This is a genomic window from Shewanella sp. YLB-07 (assembly GCF_009377275.1).
This window is the reverse complement of sequence record NZ_VOQB01000007.1, coordinates 38,060-57,080: the sequence shown is the minus strand read 5'-3', so window position 1 is coordinate 57,080 and position 19,021 is coordinate 38,060. Positions and strand designations below refer to the sequence as shown.

Annotated in this window: 14 protein-coding genes and 1 pseudogene; 10 read left to right on the top strand and 5 right to left on the bottom strand. The window is 45.0% G+C overall.

The genetic code is table 11. The features are described from left to right. Nucleotides 1–36 precede the first annotated feature (36 nt). Nucleotides 37–2,205, top strand: coding sequence for an EAL domain-containing protein (locus FS373_RS16275; protein WP_144048974.1), 2,169 nt, complete (start codon nt 37–39; stop codon nt 2,203–2,205). Nucleotides 2,206–2,251: 46 nt separating this feature from the next. Here the strand turns inward: FS373_RS16275 and FS373_RS16270 are convergent, their stop codons facing one another. From FS373_RS16270 to FS373_RS16260, 3 genes are all read right to left on the bottom strand, one after another. Further along, entirely contained in the window at nt 2,252–2,734 is a 483-nt protein-coding gene (locus FS373_RS16270) for a YchJ family protein (RefSeq protein ID WP_152829880.1), read from the bottom strand. Beyond that, nucleotides 2,718–3,293 carry a YybH family protein gene (locus tag FS373_RS16265; RefSeq protein WP_144046674.1) on the bottom strand — a complete coding sequence of 192 codons (576 nt, stop codon included), beginning with the start codon at nt 3,291–3,293 and terminating at the stop codon, nt 2,718–2,720. Before FS373_RS16265 ends, FS373_RS16270 begins: the two co-directional genes overlap by 17 nt. A gap of 201 nt (nt 3,294–3,494) precedes the next feature. Further along, nucleotides 3,495–5,333, bottom strand: coding sequence for a M2 family metallopeptidase (locus FS373_RS16260; protein ID WP_152829879.1), 1,839 nt, complete (start codon nt 5,331–5,333; stop codon nt 3,495–3,497). Nucleotides 5,334–5,528: 195 nt separating this feature from the next. On the opposite strand from FS373_RS16260, the gene FS373_RS16255 reads away from it, so the two are divergent. Next, complete coding sequence (locus FS373_RS16255) at nt 5,529–6,167, top strand: TetR/AcrR family transcriptional regulator (RefSeq protein WP_144046676.1); 639 nt, start codon at nt 5,529–5,531, stop codon at nt 6,165–6,167. A gap of 31 nt (nt 6,168–6,198) precedes the next feature. Continuing rightward, nucleotides 6,199–8,475 (top strand): acyl-CoA dehydrogenase, encoded by a 2,277-nt coding sequence (locus FS373_RS16250; protein WP_152829878.1) that lies wholly within the window; start codon nt 6,199–6,201, stop codon nt 8,473–8,475. Between the two features lie 151 nt (nt 8,476–8,626). On the opposite strand, the gene pyk is transcribed toward FS373_RS16250, so the two are convergent. Together pyk and FS373_RS16240 are read right to left on the bottom strand one after the other, a co-directional pair. Then, a complete protein-coding gene (gene pyk, locus FS373_RS16245) occupies nt 8,627–10,066 on the bottom strand; it encodes a pyruvate kinase (RefSeq protein ID WP_144046678.1) in 1,440 nt (479 codons plus the stop codon). A 185-nt stretch (nt 10,067–10,251) separates the two neighbouring features. Next, complete coding sequence (locus tag FS373_RS16240; protein ID WP_144046679.1) at nt 10,252–11,106, bottom strand: MurR/RpiR family transcriptional regulator; 855 nt, start codon at nt 11,104–11,106, stop codon at nt 10,252–10,254. Nucleotides 11,107–11,414: 308 nt separating this feature from the next. On the opposite strand from FS373_RS16240, the gene zwf reads away from it, so the two are divergent. From zwf to FS373_RS16205, 7 genes and pseudogenes are all read left to right on the top strand, one after another. Continuing rightward, nucleotides 11,415–12,887: a glucose-6-phosphate dehydrogenase gene (zwf, locus tag FS373_RS16235; protein ID WP_144046680.1), complete on the top strand. Its 1,473-nt coding sequence runs from the start codon at nt 11,415–11,417 to the stop codon at nt 12,885–12,887. Nucleotides 12,888–12,899: 12 nt separating this feature from the next. Continuing rightward, a complete protein-coding gene (gene pgl, locus FS373_RS16230; protein ID WP_144046681.1) occupies nt 12,900–13,598 on the top strand; it encodes a 6-phosphogluconolactonase in 699 nt (232 codons plus the stop codon). A gap of 9 nt (nt 13,599–13,607) precedes the next feature. Further along, nucleotides 13,608–15,434 (top strand): phosphogluconate dehydratase, encoded by a 1,827-nt coding sequence (gene edd / locus FS373_RS16225; protein ID WP_152829877.1) that lies wholly within the window; start codon nt 13,608–13,610, stop codon nt 15,432–15,434. A 14-nt stretch (nt 15,435–15,448) separates the two neighbouring features. Beyond that, nucleotides 15,449–16,090, top strand: a complete 642-nt coding sequence (locus FS373_RS16220) for a bifunctional 4-hydroxy-2-oxoglutarate aldolase/2-dehydro-3-deoxy-phosphogluconate aldolase (RefSeq protein ID WP_152829876.1) — start codon at nt 15,449–15,451, stop codon at nt 16,088–16,090. A 353-nt stretch (nt 16,091–16,443) separates the two neighbouring features. Beyond that, on the top strand, nt 16,444–17,427 hold the full coding sequence (dmeF, locus tag FS373_RS16215) for a CDF family Co(II)/Ni(II) efflux transporter DmeF (RefSeq protein ID WP_152829875.1): 984 nt from the start codon (nt 16,444–16,446) through the stop codon (nt 17,425–17,427). Between the two features lie 70 nt (nt 17,428–17,497). Further along, complete coding sequence (locus FS373_RS16210; protein WP_144046685.1) at nt 17,498–17,917, top strand: MarR family winged helix-turn-helix transcriptional regulator; 420 nt, start codon at nt 17,498–17,500, stop codon at nt 17,915–17,917. Nucleotides 17,918–18,002: 85 nt separating this feature from the next. Further along, nucleotides 18,003–18,754, top strand: a pseudogene (locus FS373_RS16205) (IS6 family transposase). Nucleotides 18,755–19,021: the final 267 nt, after the last annotated feature.

The window sequence follows — 19,021 nt, the reverse complement described above, 5'->3', positions numbered from 1 at the left end:
TGAGTGGGCAATTTTGCTTACTTTTTAGGGATATTCTTGAAGAAGCGTGAGTATCAAGATTTATTAGAGTGCATCGTTAACTCTGCAGAAAAACAAGTTGGTGATTTTCAGAAAACGACTGAGTTGGCGACTGAATTACTCTGTCAGCAACTTGCTGTCACCTATGTGGGTGTCTGTATGCTCTCTTGTAAAGATAACCAAATTAGCTCGACTGCTAGTTATGGTCCCTTGCTGTCTGCTGTTTATTCACGTCCCGCCCCCTCAGATTGTCCAGATTATATTGCTGAACTCAGAAGCAAATGTTTGATAGATATAAGCGATGTGAATCTGGATCCCAGAGTCACAGAGATTGCTGATGTCTATTTCAAGCCTAAAGGGATCATGTCCTCCCTGGATGTCGCCATTAGAATTAACGGCCATCTCGAAGGTGTCTTGTATCTTGAAAGAACATCTGCGGCTTCTTGGACCGATAGTGAGATTCATATCGCGACTCATGTCGCCGATCAACTCGCGCTGACTCTGGCAACGCGCAATGCTTATGAAAAAGATGAGAGACTAACCTTACTGCTCAGTGCCGATGAAGAGTCAGAGCAGGTGAGTATGTTGATTAACTTGAAAACAGATTTGATCGAATATGTAAACCAAGCTCATGAGTTTGTCTCGGGTATCCCTAAGCATCAAATCATCGGGGAGTCATTCAAACGACTCGACTTTATTAAACAACACCCGGAACAGGCAAAACTCGTCTTAGAAAAGGTGTCAATGGGCTCAGTGGCTAAAGGAGAGAGCCAAGTTGTACGTGCAGATGGGAGGCAGTACTGGCTCAGGTATTCAGTGAAACAATTTATTACCGAACGAGGTAATCATTACGCACTGGTTAAAGCCGATGATATCTCAGAAGAAAAGCAGTATCAGGCCAAATTAGAGCATTTAGCTTGGCGTTGTGGCTTGACTGGGCTCTATAACCGCAGCTATTTCAATAAAGAGTTAGAGCACTGTAAATCGGGTCAGCTGATCCTGATCGACCTCTGTGGTTTTAAACGTTTCAATGATGCCTATGGTCATAAAAGTGGTGATGCATTACTGATTGAAGTAGCCAGACGCCTGAAGCATTGCGCTAATGTCAATAAAACCGAACAACTTGCCAGAGTTGGCAGCGATGAGTTTGCGATTATTCTTCCCAAGCAAAATCAAATTGATATGGACTATATTACCGCCAGATTATACAGTCAGCTGACTCTACCGGTAATCATAGGCCGTGAACAGATCCAACCTAAACCGGCTCTGGCTATTGTAGATATCGAGTCTGTCGAAGACAGCTTCGCTCCCTTAGCCTGTGCCGATATAGCGCTACAATACGCGAAGAAAAAACAAAGCGATAAGATCCAAGTTTTTAATAATGCTTTACTCAATAGCTTCAAAGAAGACGCGCAGATAGAGCGTGACCTGAAAACTGCGCTTAGGGGCAGAGAGTTCGAGCTTTACTATCAACCCCTTAAAGATCTTAAAAGCAAAAAATATATCGGTGCGGAGGCCTTGATTCGTTGGCACCACCCTAAGAAAGGGGTGCTGTATCCAGGCGCTTTTATCAATATTGCCGAGCAAACAGGCTTGATAAATGCGATTGGAGCTTGGGTGTTGGAAGCAGCGTGCAGGCAACTTAATTTGTGGCAACATCATCAAATTAATATTTCTATGCATGTGAATGTGTCTGCTCGTCAATTCTTCAGTGGTAACCTTTTCGAACAGGTGTGGAATTTAATATCGCGCTATCGACTTCAACCCGATTCGCTGATTTTGGAGATCACAGAGACAGAGCTGATGGAAGACATAAATTATGCGACTAACTTATGTACTGAGCTCTCTGAACTCGGTGTAGGATTAGCTATCGATGACTTTGGTACTGGCTACAGTTCGATGCGCTATCTGAAACAGTTCCCCATCAGTAAGCTTAAAATTGACCGTTCGTTTATTTCTGATCTTACAGTAAGCCGAGAGAGTCGTGAGATTGTGAGCGCCATCATAGCGATGGCTTCGGCGCTGAACATATCCTTAACTGCCGAGGGGGTAGAGACTAAGGAGCAAGAAGATTTCTTATCGGAACATCGATGTCATCAGGCTCAAGGGTTTCTTTACAGTCCCGCCTTGAGAGAGTCTGATTTTAGCCAGTTTTTATTTAAATCCAATCCCGAGCTGGTTCATTAAAAAGGCCTGTTCATCTATCTGTCGTTTCAGTGCTGTGATTGAGACATCATAGGCAACACTGTTTGAATTTCTTACCACTGCCACAGAGGCAAGCTTGGTTACGTTTAGGGAAAATTGCGTCGAACTGCTCTCCCTGAGTATAAAGCCACTCTCCTTCGATACACTGGAAATCTGAGCGCTCGTGAATCGCGTTGATACTTGTGTCATCTTTATACCAAGCTTGGAATTCAACTTGCCCTTGTAGGTCAGTGCCTGATGAAGAGATGATTTCCAGTGACAACCAGTGAGTTTCCGGACTTTGAGCTAAGCTGTTAGCCGTGAGACCATGCAAGTATTCGGGATGATGAGTGGCAATTAAATAGTCATACAGTTTCATGACGAAAGCCGTATAGCGACTTCGCATCAAGTGTTCAGGACTGGCTGCTTTTAGGGAGTTAGAATGAAATGGTCCACAGCAAGTGTGATATAAAAGCGCTGTGTGCTGGGTGCTATTACCACAAGGGCAGGCAATGTTAGTGTTGTTCGACATGGATCTCGGCTGTTAGCGGTGAAAATTGACGGCCATAATACAGATCTGGGGAGGGTTTTGCATTGTAGTAAAATGGCGTCTCTGAACGATTGTTGGTGTCGACGGTCAGATACCACTTACCATCGGCATTCTTTTTAGAGACATTGACAAATTTTCCGGCAAATTCACTGATAGGCTCTTCGGCATCTTTAGCTGGGTGAAATCGGATCAGGTAGTAGCCTACATCTGTCGCGTTATTGGTTTCCATTTGACGCTCTACGACTCTAAAGTCGACTTCGATACGGGCTTCTTTGTGTTTAATCTTACCAAAAAACGTCTTATAAACCGCGATGATGTTGTCACGGCCCATGGTGATGCCCTTACTTTGATTTTCAGGGACATAGCAGGCATCTTCAGCATAGATATTCTCAACTATTCCTGCATCTAGTTGATTAAATGCCTGTGCAAACTGGGTATATAGTTGATTAATTGCTTTATTGTCTTCTGACAGCGCCATTGCCGGCTGTATCATATACAGAAAAGAGAATAGACCAACTAAGATAACTTTTATTAATGACATTAAATTTTTCTAATCCACCATTACTGATGTCACTATAATAGATGACCTTGATTATCTAAAGTTTTAGTTCTTAACAAAGTGTGTCCAGTGGAGGCGAGCGTGGTTTGTCATAGAAAAAGGGCGCTGTAATAAAGCGCCCTAAATCGTTTATGTCATTAATCTGAATGACTCAAGTGTTTAATTCCTATCGGCTTAACAGAATCACCATCCACATTGGCGGTTAGCCTGAGTGTTTTGCTCATTTAACCAAACTTGTAACGGGGCAAAGTAATCGAGTACGGCACTGGCATCCATCTCTGGGCTACCGGTAACCACTTTCAATGCTTCCGGCCATGGACGGCTCAGCCCCATCTCCAGCATGGTATTGAGTTTACTGCCAGCTTCTTTATTGCCATAGATGCTACATCTGTGCACGGGACCCGTATCACCTGCAGTCTCACACAGCGACTTGTGGAATTGAAACTGTAAAATGTGGGCGAGGAAATAACGCGTATAAGGGACATTGCCCGGTACATGGTATTTAGCACCTGGGTCGAAGTCATCTTCACTTCTCTCGATGGGAGCCTTCACTCCCTGGTATTTCTCTCTGAGACCCCACCAGGCTTGGTTGTACTGAGCCGGTGATATTTCACCGCTGAACACTTTCCAGCGCCACTGATCGATCATCAAGCCAAAGGGCATAAAGGCAACTTTATCTAATGCTTGCTTGAGTAACAGGCCGATATCTTTCGACGCATCCGGGACTTCATCGAGTAGACCTATCTGTTTCAGATAACTCGGAGTGATAGATAATGCAATCGTGTCACCTATGGCCTCATGAAAACCGTCATTCGCACTATTTTTGAAGATAAATGGCTGGTTCTTATAGGCACGTTGATAATAGTTGTGACCTAACTCATGATGAATAACGGTAAAATCTTCAGCCGTTTTCTGAATGCACATCTTGATCCGTATATCATCCAGGTTATCCAGATCCCAAGCAGATGCATGACACACCACATCACGATCTTTGGGTTGGACGAATAATGAGCGCTCCCAGAATGAGTCGGGTAGCTCATCGAAACCGAGTGAACTGAAGAAGCTTTCGGCTTGTTTAACCATTTTGATTTCATCATAGTCATGCTCGGCTAGCAGCTGAGTGACATCATAGCCAGGATCTGCATCTTGTGGCGAGACTTTATCATAGACATTGCCCCAACTTTGCGCCCACATATTACCCAGCAGATGAGCCGGAATAGGTCCATTGGCCGGTACAACTTCATCGCCATAGGCTTCATTGAGCTCGCCACGAACATAACAGTGCAATGAATCATAGAGGGGCTTAACTTGGCCCCATAGTCTGTCTAATTCATTGGAGAACTCATCGGGCTTCATGTCATATTGACTGCGCCATAATACAGATAAATTTTCGTAGCCAAGATCTTTGGCGCCTTCATTGGCTAATTCCACCTCACGCTCAAATAAAGGGCGCATGGGTTTAGCGATTTCACGCCAACCTTTCCACACTTCGAGCAATAATTTTGGATCGCTGGACTCTGCCATGATTGCCGACAGTTCCGGTTGAGTTAAACAGCGGCCGTCATCGAAACAATATTTCCCCTTGCCGTACAAGCCATTGAGTTGTGAACTTATCCCGGCTAGTTCGGCATTTTTTTCCGGATCGAGTGGGGCGGGAAGGACCAATGAGCTGCGTAATATATTGAGTTTACGCAGACTCACATCATCCAGGTTTAAATCGCTATACTGAGCGGCCTGAGTTGCTAACCTGACTGAGGTTGCGGTGAGTTTTTCAGCCGCAGACGCTGACAGGGCCGCCGTATCGTCGGTAATGAAATTACTGTAGATCCACTCGGCGCGGTTTATCTCGACTGACAGCTCGCTTAATGTTTGTTCAGACTGCTTTAGAAATTGCTTAGCCTCTTCAGCTTTAGATAAATCTGAGTGATTTTCATCATTTTGAGAGGAGTTACAGGCGGATATTCCCAGTGAAAGCGCAATAACCAGCGAAAGATGGGAAAGCTGTGGCTTAGAAAGTGACATTAATTCAGTTCCTTTGTTGTTTTTGTGTTGAGCATTTTAACCAAAAACCAACTATTTAAAAGTAGAAGGGACTAAAAGAACTGGAATTGAGTGTAAATCTAGCTGTAGCCTGCAATTGGCGAATAATTTTGTTTGACAAAATGTGAACCAATGTTTAATTTAAACGAGTGTTTAAAATAGAGTTAAGGTCACGGAATGGCAAATCGATCCGATACAAAAACAAGAATACTGGATGCTGCAGAAAAATTATTTGCAGAGCGAGGCTTTTCTGAAACCTCCTTACGTCTGATCACCAGTAAGGCTGAAGTTAATCTTGCTTCAGTGAATTATCATTTTGGTTCAAAAAAAGAGTTAATACGGGCTGTTTTAGCGCGTTATCTCGATGTTTTTATGCCTGCAGCCTCGTCTGAAATAGTGAGTCTACAGAGTTCTGACAAAGATGCATCGCTTAATGATATTTTTTCAACCTTAGTCAAACCTTTGTTAGACCTAAATCAACTAAGGTCAGAGGGTACCCGTACTTTTTTACAGTTACTGGGTAGAGGCTATATCGAGAGTCAGGGGCACCTCAGGTGGTTTATCACCACGCATTACGGTGACCATCTCACTCAATTTGTAAAAGCGGTAGCCGACAGTGCGCCTCATATTCCTCCCGCGGAAATGTTTTGGCGTTTACACTTTACCTTAGGCACTGTGGTCTTCACCATGGCCTCGGCGGATGCGTTAACAGAAATCGCGGCTGCTGATTTCGGTGAACATAATGATATCGAAGCCGTTATACGTAAAGTTATCCCTTATCTTTCAGCTGGTGTGGCAGTTCCGGTAACGGCTTAGCTTCAGCTTCAATAGAATAAAAGGTAAAATCATGACTCTGTTTATACTTGCACTCTTGATTATTATTGTGCTCTTTGGTGTCAAAAATATCAGGATGCAGTTCATCACACGCCCTGTCTTTTCATTTTTTAAGAAGGTCCTCCCGCCTTTATCCGATACAGAGAAGGAAGCGATGGAGGCCGGCGATGTCTGGTGGGAAGGTGAGCTTTTCAGAGGTAAACCCAATTGGGAAACCCTACATAGTTATGGAAAGCCTACACTCACTTCAGAAGAGCAAGCCTTTCTCGATAATCAGGTGGTGACTGCACTGACTATGATCGATGATTATGACATAGTGCAAAATCGTAAAGATCTCCCACCTGAACTTTGGCAATATTTTAAGGATGAAGGTTTCTTCGCCCTGATCATTCCAAAGCAGTATGGCGGTAAGGCCTTTTCTGCTTATGCTAACTCGACCATAGTCAGTAAGCTCGCCAGTCGCAGCGTCAGTGCCGCTGTTACTGTGATGGTGCCGAACTCTTTAGGTCCTGGCGAACTGCTCACCCATTACGGTACACAGGAACAGAGAGAGCACTGGTTGCCTAAACTGGCCAGTGGAGAAGCAGTTCCTTGTTTTGCCCTGACGGGACCCGAAGCTGGATCCGACGCTGGTGCGATTCCTGATGAAGGCATCGTCTGTCGCCAGGAGTTTGAAGGCGAAGAGGTTCTGGGTCTTAAACTTAACTGGGATAAGCGCTATATCACCTTAGCTCCGGTGGCGACGGTACTCGGTCTGGCCTTTCAGATGCGTGACCCTGACGGCTTATTAGGTGATAAAGAGGCTCTGGGGATCACCTGTGCCTTGATACCGACAGATCACGCCGGTGTGAAGATTGGACAGAGACATAATCCGCTCAATATGGCATTCATGAATGGCACGACTCAAGGGGAAGATGTCTTTATTCCCTTGGATTGGATCATAGGTGGACCTCAATATGCTGGCCGTGGTTGGCGCATGTTGGTGGAATGTTTATCTGCAGGGCGGGGAATATCATTACCTGCACTGGCGACGGCCTCTGGTCACACGGCGACGAAAACAACGACTGCATACAGCTATGTCAGGCATCAGTTTGGTCTTTCTATCGGTAATTTTGAAGGTGTGCAAGAAGCGCTCGCCCGCATCATAGCCAATACCTATCAGTTAGAAGCGGCGAGACGCTTGACGACAACGGGTATCGATCTGAAAGTGAAGCCATCGGTCGTGACAGCGATTGCAAAATATCACATGACTGAAATGAGCCGTGATGTGCTTAACGATGCTATGGATATTCAATCGGGTAAGGGGATTCAACTCGGTCCGAAAAACTATCTGGGTCATCCCTATATGGCGAACCCCATCTCAATTACGGTCGAAGGGGCGAACATTCTTACTCGTAGCCTGATGATATTCGGTCAGGGGGCGACTCGTTGTCATCCCTACGTGCTTGCTGAGATGGAAACTGCGGCGATGGACGATAACGAGGCCGCATTGGAACGCTTTGACTCGCTTTTGCTCGGTCATATCGGCTACGCAGCCCGTAATGCATTCAGTTCTGTGTTTTGTGCGTTAACGGCCAGTCGTTTTAATCAGACTCCGGTGAGCGGTGAGACCCAGCAGTATTATAAAGACATGTCGAGACTCTCATCGGCGTTAGCATTTATGACCGATGTCTCTATGTTGATCATGGGTGGGGATCTCAAGCGAAAAGAGATGTTATCGGCAAGGATGGGTGATGTGCTCAGTGAGCTCTATTTAGGCTCAGCGACCCTGAAACTTTTCGAAGACAACGGTCGTCAACATGATGATCTTCCTGCGGTGCGCTATGTGATGGCCACCCGATTACACAAAGCGGCTAAGGCTCTGGAAGCTACGCTACGTAATTTCCCTAACCGTCCAGTTGCTTGGGTGATGAGGGCATTGATATTCCCTCTGGGCAACCATTTTAATGGTGTGACCGACAAGATGGCCATCGATCTCGTTCAAGGCATGTTAAAGCCAGGACCTGCACGTGATCGTATTACCTTCTTATGTCCTGAATTCGAGGGCGATACCAGTGGTATTGCCGAAGTTGAAGCTGCCTTTATTGCGCAGTTTAACTGTAAGCAGATCCATAAGAAGATAAAAACGGCCCAGAGAAACGGGGCTTTGCCTAAGAAGATGAGTAACCTGCCACTATTTCAGCTTGCCCATGAGACACAAGTTATCGATGCGGTTGAATTGGAGTCGGTGCTTGCTGCCGATAAGCTGCGGCTGGCTGCAATCAATGTCGATGATTTCAGCTCTTTGTAACTGCATCAAATACGAGTTTTAAACAGAGAAGGACGCCGAGGCGTCCTTTTTATTTGTGTTTAAATCGACCGCGATAGTAGATATAAACGAGTAGGGGATCTCCCTACAAAAAAGCACGCTTTCGCGTGCCCTTTTACTGAAGGATGAGAAATTAAGCGACGATCAACACCTTACAGGTATTGGTTCCGCCAATTGTTTCCATCGAATCACCTTTAGTCATCAGGACCATGTCACCGCTCTTGAGGTAACCAGCTGATGTTAGTGTTTCTAACGCTTTACGAGCAACGTCTTCAGCACTGACATTGGTAGAGTCAAAATGTACTGCCTGCACCCCACGATACACGGCCATCTTGGCTAATGTCACTTCATGGCGTGACAAAGCAAAAATAGGCAAAGCTGAGCTGATACGAGACATCAACTGAGGAGTCGCACCGGATTCAGTTAACGCAACAATAGCCTTGATACCTTTAAGGTGGTTTGCCGCATACATAGTTGATAGCGCAATAGTTTCTTCAACTGAATCGAAACTTTCATCGAGTCTATGTTTAGAGACTTGTACACTTGGGTGTAATTCCGCACCAAGACAGACTTCAGCCATTGCCTTGACGGTTTCTTCCGGGAAGTCGCCAGCTGCAGTTTCTGCCGATAACATCACAGCATCAGTACCATCGAGAACGGCGTTAGCCACATCCATGACTTCAGCACGAGTAGGCATTGGGCTGGTGATCATAGATTCCATCATCTGAGTCGCTGTGATCACGCTCTTGTTGAGCTGGCGAGCTCGGCTGATGAGTCTCTTCTGTACGGCGACGAGAGCTGGATCGCCAATCTCGACACCTAGGTCACCACGGGCAACCATGACAACATCAGATGCTCTGATCACATCATCCATAGCTTCGTCAGTCGCTACGGCTTCAGCGCGTTCAACTTTAGACACAATAAGTGCCTTACTGCCGGCTTTAAGGGCGAGTTCACGTGCATAATCAAGATCAGCACCCGTACGAGGGAAAGAAACTGCAAGATAATCAACCTGAATTTCAGCAGCGGTTATAATGTCGCGCTTATCTTTTTCGGTTAGCGCTGCAGCAGACAGACCACCACCTTGCTTATTGATGCCCTTGTTATTCGATAAAGGTCCGGCAACGGTGACTATGGTGTGTACCTTATTGCCTGAAACACTTTCGACTCTTAGTTGTACACGACCATCGTCCAGCATAAGGATATCGCCGATGCAGACATCGTTTGGCAACTCTTTATAGTCGATACCTACTTGCTTCTCATCGCCTTCACCCTTGGGAAGATCAGCATCTAAGACAAAGCTTTGACCTAAGTCTAGTTGAACTTTTTTGTTGTCTTTAAAGGTAGAAACCCGAATTTTTGGACCTTGAAGATCGCCCAATACAGCGATATGAACACCGAGTTCAGCGGCTATTCTGCGTGTATCTTTAGCACGTTTGATATGATCTTCAGGTGAGCCGTGGGAGAAGTTTAGTCGAACAACATTAGCGCCAGCTTTTATGATGCGGCGTAAGTTGTCATCGCGGTCGGTAGCGGGACCTAAAGTGGTTACAATTTTGGTTCTGCGGAACATGACATACTCCGTTAAGTTTTAAATAAATTCTGACACTATATTAACAGAGGATTTTAGTTTATGTAGGAAAATTACAAACAAAGTGATCTAAAACAATATAATAATTTTGTGAAGTGAAACTGAAAATGGAGGGTGAAAAGGCAGTAAACAGAAAGTGTACTGCCGTGGAAGCTAAAGAAAGTCAGTTACAGTATAGAATCTTTGTCTATCCTTGACTCTTTTAACACCTCTTTCACTCGCTTTAAACTCTCTCTGAATCTAGGTCCGCGGCGTAAAGTAAAGCCAGTCGCTAATACGTCAATGACAACCAATTGTGCTAAGCGGGATGCCATGGGTAGGTACATATCTGTATCTTCCGGCACTTCCATGGTAATTGGCAGTGTGCATTCACTCGATAGCGGCGAGTTGTGGGTTGTTATACCTATGACGGCTGCGCCGTTTTCACGGGCAATCCTGGCGATATCAATCATAGACTTGGTGCGGCCTGTATGTGAGATAAGCACGATAACGTCACCTTCTCCACTGTTGATGCAGCTCATTCGTTGCATTAACACGTCATCGAAACAGATGACGGGCACGTTAAATCGAAAGAACTTATTTTGTGCATCATGAGCCACAGAAGCCGAAGCACCGAGACCAAAGAAAGAGATCTTTTTAGCCTGAGTCAGAATATCGACGGCCTTATTGATGGCACTGGTATCTATGCTCTGCCTAGCAGTGTCGAGAGAAGCCATTGATGATTCGAATATTTTTGTAGTATAGGAATCAGGAGTGTCATCTTCTTCCACATGCCGGCTGACATAGGGGGTCCCGTTAGCTAAACTTTGAGCTAGGTGGAGTTTAAAGTCCGGGAAGCCCTTGGTGTCTAGTCGACGGCAAAAGCGGTTAACAGTGGGCTCACTCACGTCGGCCATCTTGGCAAGAGTCGCGATACTTGAGTGGATAGCCGTCTGTGGAGAAGCCAGAATGACTTCTGCAACTTTGCGCTCTGATTTACTAAAATGGGTGAGGCTTTTTTGAACCTTTTCTAGGGTATTCATATGCGTACGTCCACTCGAAAAAATATGTAATTTTATTATTTCTTTTCTGTCATTTTAGAAAGCTTCTATAAATGAGAAACTTGACCGCTATGACGGATTATAACTTTGCTGTGATTAAAAGTTCCTACTGTATATAGTAATTTAATCACGAAAAGCATACCAGATTATAGGGTGATATGCCTAGTTTACAAATAGGTGTTATTTGCAAATTTAAGATGCAATTAACAATTTCTGTTGTTATATTACAACAAATATGTGAAATTCATATCGAATCGATTGAACACAGTGAGATAGGAGATTGAGAAGCTATGGGCATAACAACACCAGAAGCCAAAGCTTGTGATTTTGTATTGTTTGGTACTAAAGGTGATTTAGCACGGCGTAAATTACTTCCCTCTTTATATCAGCTAGACAAAGCTGGCCTGCTGAATGTTGATACTAAGGTCATTGGCGTAGCGAAAGATGCCTTTACTCAAGAAGAATTTAAAGCGTTAGTCGATAAAGCCCTGAAGACCTTCGTGAAAGAGGATCTTTGTGGGGAGACGGTCGAGCGCTTCTTACTACGATGCCATTATATAGGGGCTAACTTTACTGAGTCTGAAGGTTACAAACCTTTCCATGACATACTCGAGCCCGAGAAAAGGGTGATGGTCAGTTATTTTGCGACGCCACCCGCAATCTTCGGTGATATCTGTCGCTGCCTTAATGAGCAAAACTTGATCTATCCCGACTCTCGTGTCGTATTAGAAAAACCCATAGGTTACGATCTCGAATCTTCTAAAGTCATCAACGACAATGTTTCTGCCTTCTTCAATGAAAATCAAATCTATCGTATCGATCACTATCTAGGTAAAGAAACCGTTCAGAATCTTATCGCACTTCGTTTTGCCAATTCATTGTTTGCCTCGAAATGGGATAACCGTACCATAGACCATGTACAGATCACCGTTGCCGAAGAGGTAGGTATCGAAGGCCGTTGGGGTTACTTCGATAAGGCGGGACAGATGCGTGACATGATCCAGAATCATCTGTTGCAGGTATTGACACTGGTCGCCATGGATCCTCCTTTAGACTTAGATGCCGACAGTATACGTGATGAGAAAGTGAAAGTGCTCAAATCACTTCGTCCTATTAATTCAGATAATATCTATGAGAATACGGTCCGTGGTCAATACGCATCCGGATTCTTGCAAGGTTCACCGGTTCCCGGATACCTCGAAGAGGAGGGCGCTAATACTCAGTCCAATGCTGAGACGTTTGTTGCCTTAAGGATTGATATCGATAACTGGCGTTGGGCCGGCGTACCATTCTACCTTCGCAGTGGTAAACGTATGCCAGCCAAGAGTTCTGAAATTGTCGTCTATTTCAAGAACCCGCCTCATAACCTCTATCGCTCAAGTTATAGAAACTTGCCGCCAAATAAATTGACGATTCGACTTCAGCCCCATGAAGGTGTCGAAATTCAGATGATGAATAAAGTTCCGGGTCTTGAGCAAAAGCAACGATTACAGACGACTAAACTCGATTTAAGTTTCTCCGATACCTTTAAAAATGAGCGTATCGCAGATGCCTATGAACGTCTGTTACTCGAAGCTATGTTGGGTAATCAGGCGCTATTTGTACGTCGTGATGAAGTCGAACAGGCTTGGACTTGGGTCGATGGAATCATTCAAGCTTGGGAAGATAGTAACGAGAAGCCAAAACCCTATCCTGCAGGCAGCTGGGGTCCTGTTGCATCCGTTGCTTTGATCGCTAAAGACGGCCGTTCTTGGGATGAGTAAGAGGATTTAGTCATGATTAAAGAAAGTGTGTTCAAATCATTCGATGATAAAACATCATTAGAAAACCAGCTTGCGGAGCGTATTGCTAAGCAACTGCAGGAAGCGGTAGATACTCGAGGTAAAGCGAGTCTGATTATGTCTGGTGGCTCGACCCCGGTAAAACTCTTTCAACTGCTTAGTCATAAAAATGTTGAATGGAGTGAGGTGTATATCACCTTGGCCGACGAGCGTTGGGTCGACAATGACTCCGATGCTTCTAACGAGAAGCTTGTTAGGACTCACCTGTTACAAAATAAGGCCCATACCGCCAAATTTCGTGGCCTTAAAAATATGTTCTCTTCACCAGAAGAGGGCTGTGCAATGGCCATAGAACAACTGGCTAATTTCCCGAGTCCATTCGATGTCGTCGTTTTGGGGATGGGTAATGACGGTCATACTTGCTCCTGGTTCCCATGCTCTAAGGAGATAGAAGAAGCGCTATCGACTGAGAAGTTATGTGTGGCGGTCAACCCTGGTTCTGCACCTAACCCCAGGTTGTCTCTGTCAAAAACGGCGATCTTGGCCAGTCGTCAAATATACCTACATATCGTCGGTGAGCAGAAGTTATCTGTTTATCGTCAAGCGCTTGAAAACGAAGACGCTAACAGTATGCCAATCCGAGCCGTATTGGCACAACATAAGACACCAGTCGACGTTTACTGGAGCGCTTAAGGAGTTATTATGCACGCAGTTGTACAATCTGTAACCGATAGGATTATCGAACGCAGTAAAGTGTCACGGGCTAAATACCTGGCGGCGCTCAATGAAGCAAAACAAAATGGTGTCCATCGTAGCTCGTTGAGCTGTGGTAACTTAGCCCATGGATTTGCAGCCTGTAAGCCAGATGATAAGCAATCAATTAAAGGCTTAACTAAGGCTAACATAGGCATAGTTACGTCATTTAATGACATGCTCTCGGCTCACCAGCCCTATGAAACCTACCCGGACCTATTGAAGCAAGCTTGCGCCGAAGTTGGTAGCGTGGCTCAGGTCGCAGCCGGCGTGCCAGCCATGTGTGACGGTGTGACTCAAGGCCAGCCCGGTATGGAGCTCAGTCTTCTCAGCCGCGAAGTGATTGCCATGTCTACTGCGATAGGCCTGTCGCATAACATGTTCGATGGTGCCTTGTTACTCGGTATATGTGACAAAATCGTACCTGGCTTATTGATCGGCGCGCTCAGTTTCGGTCATCTACCTATGTTATTCGTGCCAGCCGGCCCGATGAAATCGGGTATCCCCAATAAAGAGAAGGCGCGTATTCGGCAGAAGTTTGCTCAAGGGCTCATCGATAGAGCGGCGCTGCTTGAAGCTGAATCGGCCTCTTACCACAGTGCCGGTACTTGTACTTTCTATGGCACGGCTAACAGTAACCAGTTGATGCTCGAAGTCATGGGACTGCAGCTACCTGGCTCATCGTTTGTTAATCCAGACGACCCATTAAGAGAAGTGTTAAGCAAGACAGCTGCTAAGCAAGTTTGTCGTCTGACTGAGATGGGCACGCAATACACACCTATCGGTGAGATTGTAAATGAGAAATCCATCGTGAACGGTATAGTTGCGCTACTGGCGACAGGCGGTTCGACTAACTTGACCATGCATATTGTTGCCGCGGCTCGTGCTGCCGGCGTCATCATTAACTGGGATGATTTCTCAGAGTTATCAGACGCTGTGCCACTCGTTGCTCGTGTGTATCCAAATGGTCATGCTGACATCAACCATTTCCACGCCGCCGGCGGTATGGCTTTCTTAATAAAAGAGCTACTCGATGCCGGGATGCTCCATGAAGATGTCGACACTGTTGCCGGTCATGGACTTCGTCGTTATACCCAAGAGCCTAGATTATTTGATGGTGAAATCAAGTGGGTAGAAGGTCAAGTCACCAGTCTGGACACAGAGGTATTGACTTCGGTCGATCAACCTTTCCAGGCCAACGGTGGTTTGAAGCTACTCAAAGGTAATTTGGGCCGAGCTGTTATCAAGGTGTCTGCTGTATCTGAGCAACATAGAGTTGTCGAGGCGCCGGCCGTTGTTATCGATGATCAAAATAAGCTCGAAGCCATCTTTAAAGCAGGCTATCTTGACAAAGACTGTGTTGTTGTCGTTAAGGGCCAGGGCCCTAAGGCTGTCGGTATGCCTGAGTTACATAAGCTAACTCCAATACTTGGCACACTTCAAGACCGTGGCTTTAAGGTCGCTCTGTTGACCGATGGTCGTATGTCCGGTGCCTCAGGGAAAGTCCCAGCAGCCATTCATCTTACGCCAGAAGCGCTCGATGGTGGCTTGATTGCCAAGGTGCAATCCGGTGACATGATCCGTGTCGATGCGTTAACTGGCGAGCTCACTCTATTAGTCACTGACGCCGAGTTAGCGACGCGCGTGGCGGAAAAAGTGGAGCTTCGTAAAACGAATTACGGTATGGGCCGAGAATTATTCGGTGCATTAAGATCAAATTTAAGTAGTCCTGAAACGGGTGCTCGCTGCACCAGTGCCATCGATGAAATCTATTAAAGGAAGAGTAAAGAATGCCTGAGAATAACTGGTCATTACAACCACAAGATATTTTTAAACGCAGCCCTATTGTTCCTGTCATGGTGATCAATAAGATAGAAGATGCAGTTCCCTTGGCTAAGGCGCTCGTTGCCGGTGGGATCAGTGTGCTGGAAGTGACCTTACGTACGCCTTGTGCGCTAGAAGCTATCACAAAAATTGCTAAAGAAGTTCCTGATGCACTTGTCGGTGCGGGCACTATCTTAAATGAAGAACAACTACAGCAAGCTGTCGATGCCGGTGCCCAATTTGTTATCACACCCGGTGCGACACCTAGCTTACTTAAAGCGGCAATGGCGGGGAGTATCCCTTTAATACCGGGCGTTGCCAGTATTTCTGAAGTGATGGTGGGTATGTCACTTGGTTATACCAATTTCAAGTTTTTCCCAGCCGAAGCATCGGGCGGAGTCAATGCCCTCAAGGCCTTCTCTGGTCCACTTGCAGATATTCGTTTCTGCCCGACAGGTGGGATCACACCGAGCAGTTACCGTGATTACCTAGCGCTTAAGAATGTTGATTGTATCGGTGGCAGCTGGATAGCACCGACGGATGCGATGGAGCAGGGGGATTGGACTCGTATTACCGAACTCTGTAAAGAAGCCATTAGCGGTATATAAAGCCTAGCTAGATAATAAGCCACTAATGGGTGGCTTATAGCAGGAATAAGCTAAAGACTCATTCCTGGAGTGTGATTTAATGATGTAAGGCTGCCTAATTGGCAGCCTTTTTTTATGCTTAAAGCTAATGAAACAGGCAAATTGTTCTGCTTCACAAATTAAAAGAAAAGAGGGCACACCTATATACTTTGATGGTCAAACTATATTAAAATTATTATGTTTGATAATCAAAGTAACTAGCCGAACACTCGATCTGTACAAGTTAACACCAGAACGGTTGTTGCATGCTGGATGAGTCGTTTGCTATCGACCCGGTTATTTACATTTAATTTTCCATCTGGTTAAGGTTTAAGATGAATAAAATAAGTCATGCTTCAGAAAAATGGCAACACACACACAACTTTGCTTCGGTCAGTGATGCCGGAGAGCGTAATACCCGATATGTGCTCTACTTGACAGTAGTGACCATGATCGTCGAAATCGCCGCAGGAACCGTTTATGGTTCGATGGCATTACTGGCCGATGGCTGGCATATGGGCACCCATGCAGCCGCATTCATGATCACGCTTTTTGCTTATCATTACGCAAGAAAACATGCTAATAACCCAGCATTTTCCTTTGGCACGGGAAAAGTCAGTGTGTTAGGTGGATTTACCAGCGCCATTGCTTTAGGGCTAGTGGCGATCATCATGTTGGTTGAATCTGTTATGCGGGTTTTCAGTCCACATCAGATTCATTTTAACGAAGCTATCATGGTGGCCATTATTGGGCTTACCGTGAATGTGATCAGTGTTTTCTTATTAAAGGACCATCATACACATGATCATGGGCATTCACATGAGCATTCCCATTCCCATAGTCACAGCGCAGAGGATGCCCATGAACATACTCAGACGCATGACCATAATTTAAAGGCCGCGTATTTTCATGTGCTGGCGGATGCATTGACGTCGATACTCGCCATCGGCGCCCTATTACTGGGTAAATTTTATGGATTAAACTGGCTTGATCCTATCATGGGGATTGTCGGCTCGATTATCATCACCAGGTGGGCCTGGCAGTTATTAAAACAAACGGCGCCGATACTCTTAGATGCGAGTATTGAAACTGACTATAAACAGGAGATAGTCCTGGCTATCGAGTCTGATACTCAAGATAAAATTTCGGATATCCATGTATGGCGAATAAGCGCCGATCACTATGCTGCAGAAATTGCCATAGTAACAACAGCGCCCAAAGATATCGCTTTTTACAAAGGTAAATTGAGTCAGTTTACCCGTCTTAATCATTTGACCATTGAAGTTAATACCTCACATCAGGCAAAATGTAGCGGGTAAAGTTAATATGTGCTTATGGCTGTTTGCCATAAGCACATACATCTCGCAGCGATCATATTAAGAGAAGCAAATGAAGTCTACTGAAGATCAGTTAAATCATGTCATGGTTGAATTTTATGAGAAACTTTCTTCATGGGAGCAAGCCGTGGTGAAAGATAATGGCTACAGTCTGCCACAGATCCACACGGTAGAGATCTTAGGTGGACATGGTCCTATGAGGATGAAGGAACTGGCAGAGAAAATAGGGGTAACCACAGGTACACTGACGGTACAAATAGATAAGATGGTTAAATCTGATCTGGTGACTCGTATGCCCCACGAGTCAGATAGACGCTCGATTTTAGTTGCACTCACCCAAAAAGGACAAGCGCTGTATCGAGAGCATGATGCTTTACATCTGCAACTTACGGGAGAGCTTACGGCTGAATTTTCTGATGCAGAGAGAGTACAGTTGCTGAGCTTTATGAAACGTATCAATGCCGAATTTTAGTTCTGTGTCCCTTACTAGATGGCGTTGTTGCAAAAACAGATTATAGTGGTGAATATACTCGTTTACTTCCTAGAGTAGTTACACCATGAGCAACCCTGAATTTAAATGAAAACATTTTGCTGCTGAGTGCTCCTTTGGTCTGTTGGTTGGCATGGCTCCACTCCAATGAGTTATGCCAACCTCAGTGACATGTTATCAGAGCGAGGAATATCCGTGCATCGCACGACACTCTATCGCTGGTTCATCGAATATAGCCCAGCACTATGTAGAAGCCCTGTCGGTATCTGTTTATCCAAAAGACTCATCCAGGCAACTTGATGAATCCTACGCCAAAGTGAAAGGCCAATGGTTTTACCTGTACCGCGCCATTAATAAGCAAGGTGAAACCTTGGATTTTTACTTTTCCAAAAACGAAAGAAACACGCTGCTTATCGGTTTCTTAAACGTTGCTTGAAGCTTTACACACTTGATAAGCAACTTAACACGCTAAATACAGACAAACATTCCTCTTATGCTAATGCCATTGAACGACTAAAAAAGGAGGAAGGTTTACGAGGTGATGTTAAGCAACGGTAAGTAAAGTCACTCAATAATGGTATTGAATCAGATCATGCTCCTATAAAAAAGCTAATAGGCGTACAGGTGGCTTTGAAGTGCACAATCGCGCTTGGTCAAGCATTCAAGATTTTGAGTCATTACGAATGCTAAATAAAGGCCTGTTTGATTTTTTGCTGCGAGGTGACAAATTATTCCGTGGTGCGGGAGAGATCCGATTTTATGAATAGGTTATTCAATGTTGAGGTTATTTACACATCGTTAGCCGGAAATAACAGGTGAAATCGGCCTCCTAATCTTATTTGCAACACCCCCGGTTAAAGCATCTTTCGCTGCATAAGTTGTGCGGTAAGTTCACCACACTCCTGCTCATGGACTTCATATCCAACAATTTTACGGCTGTAAATATCTTCAAACATATACAGATAATAAAACTGGCATGGTTCAAAAATAGTAGTTTTGAGTGAACACTTTATGAAAGTAAAAAATGGTTGTAGCTATGACTCAGTCTAGGTTTTTACCATTTATTGAATTGAAAACTGTTCACTT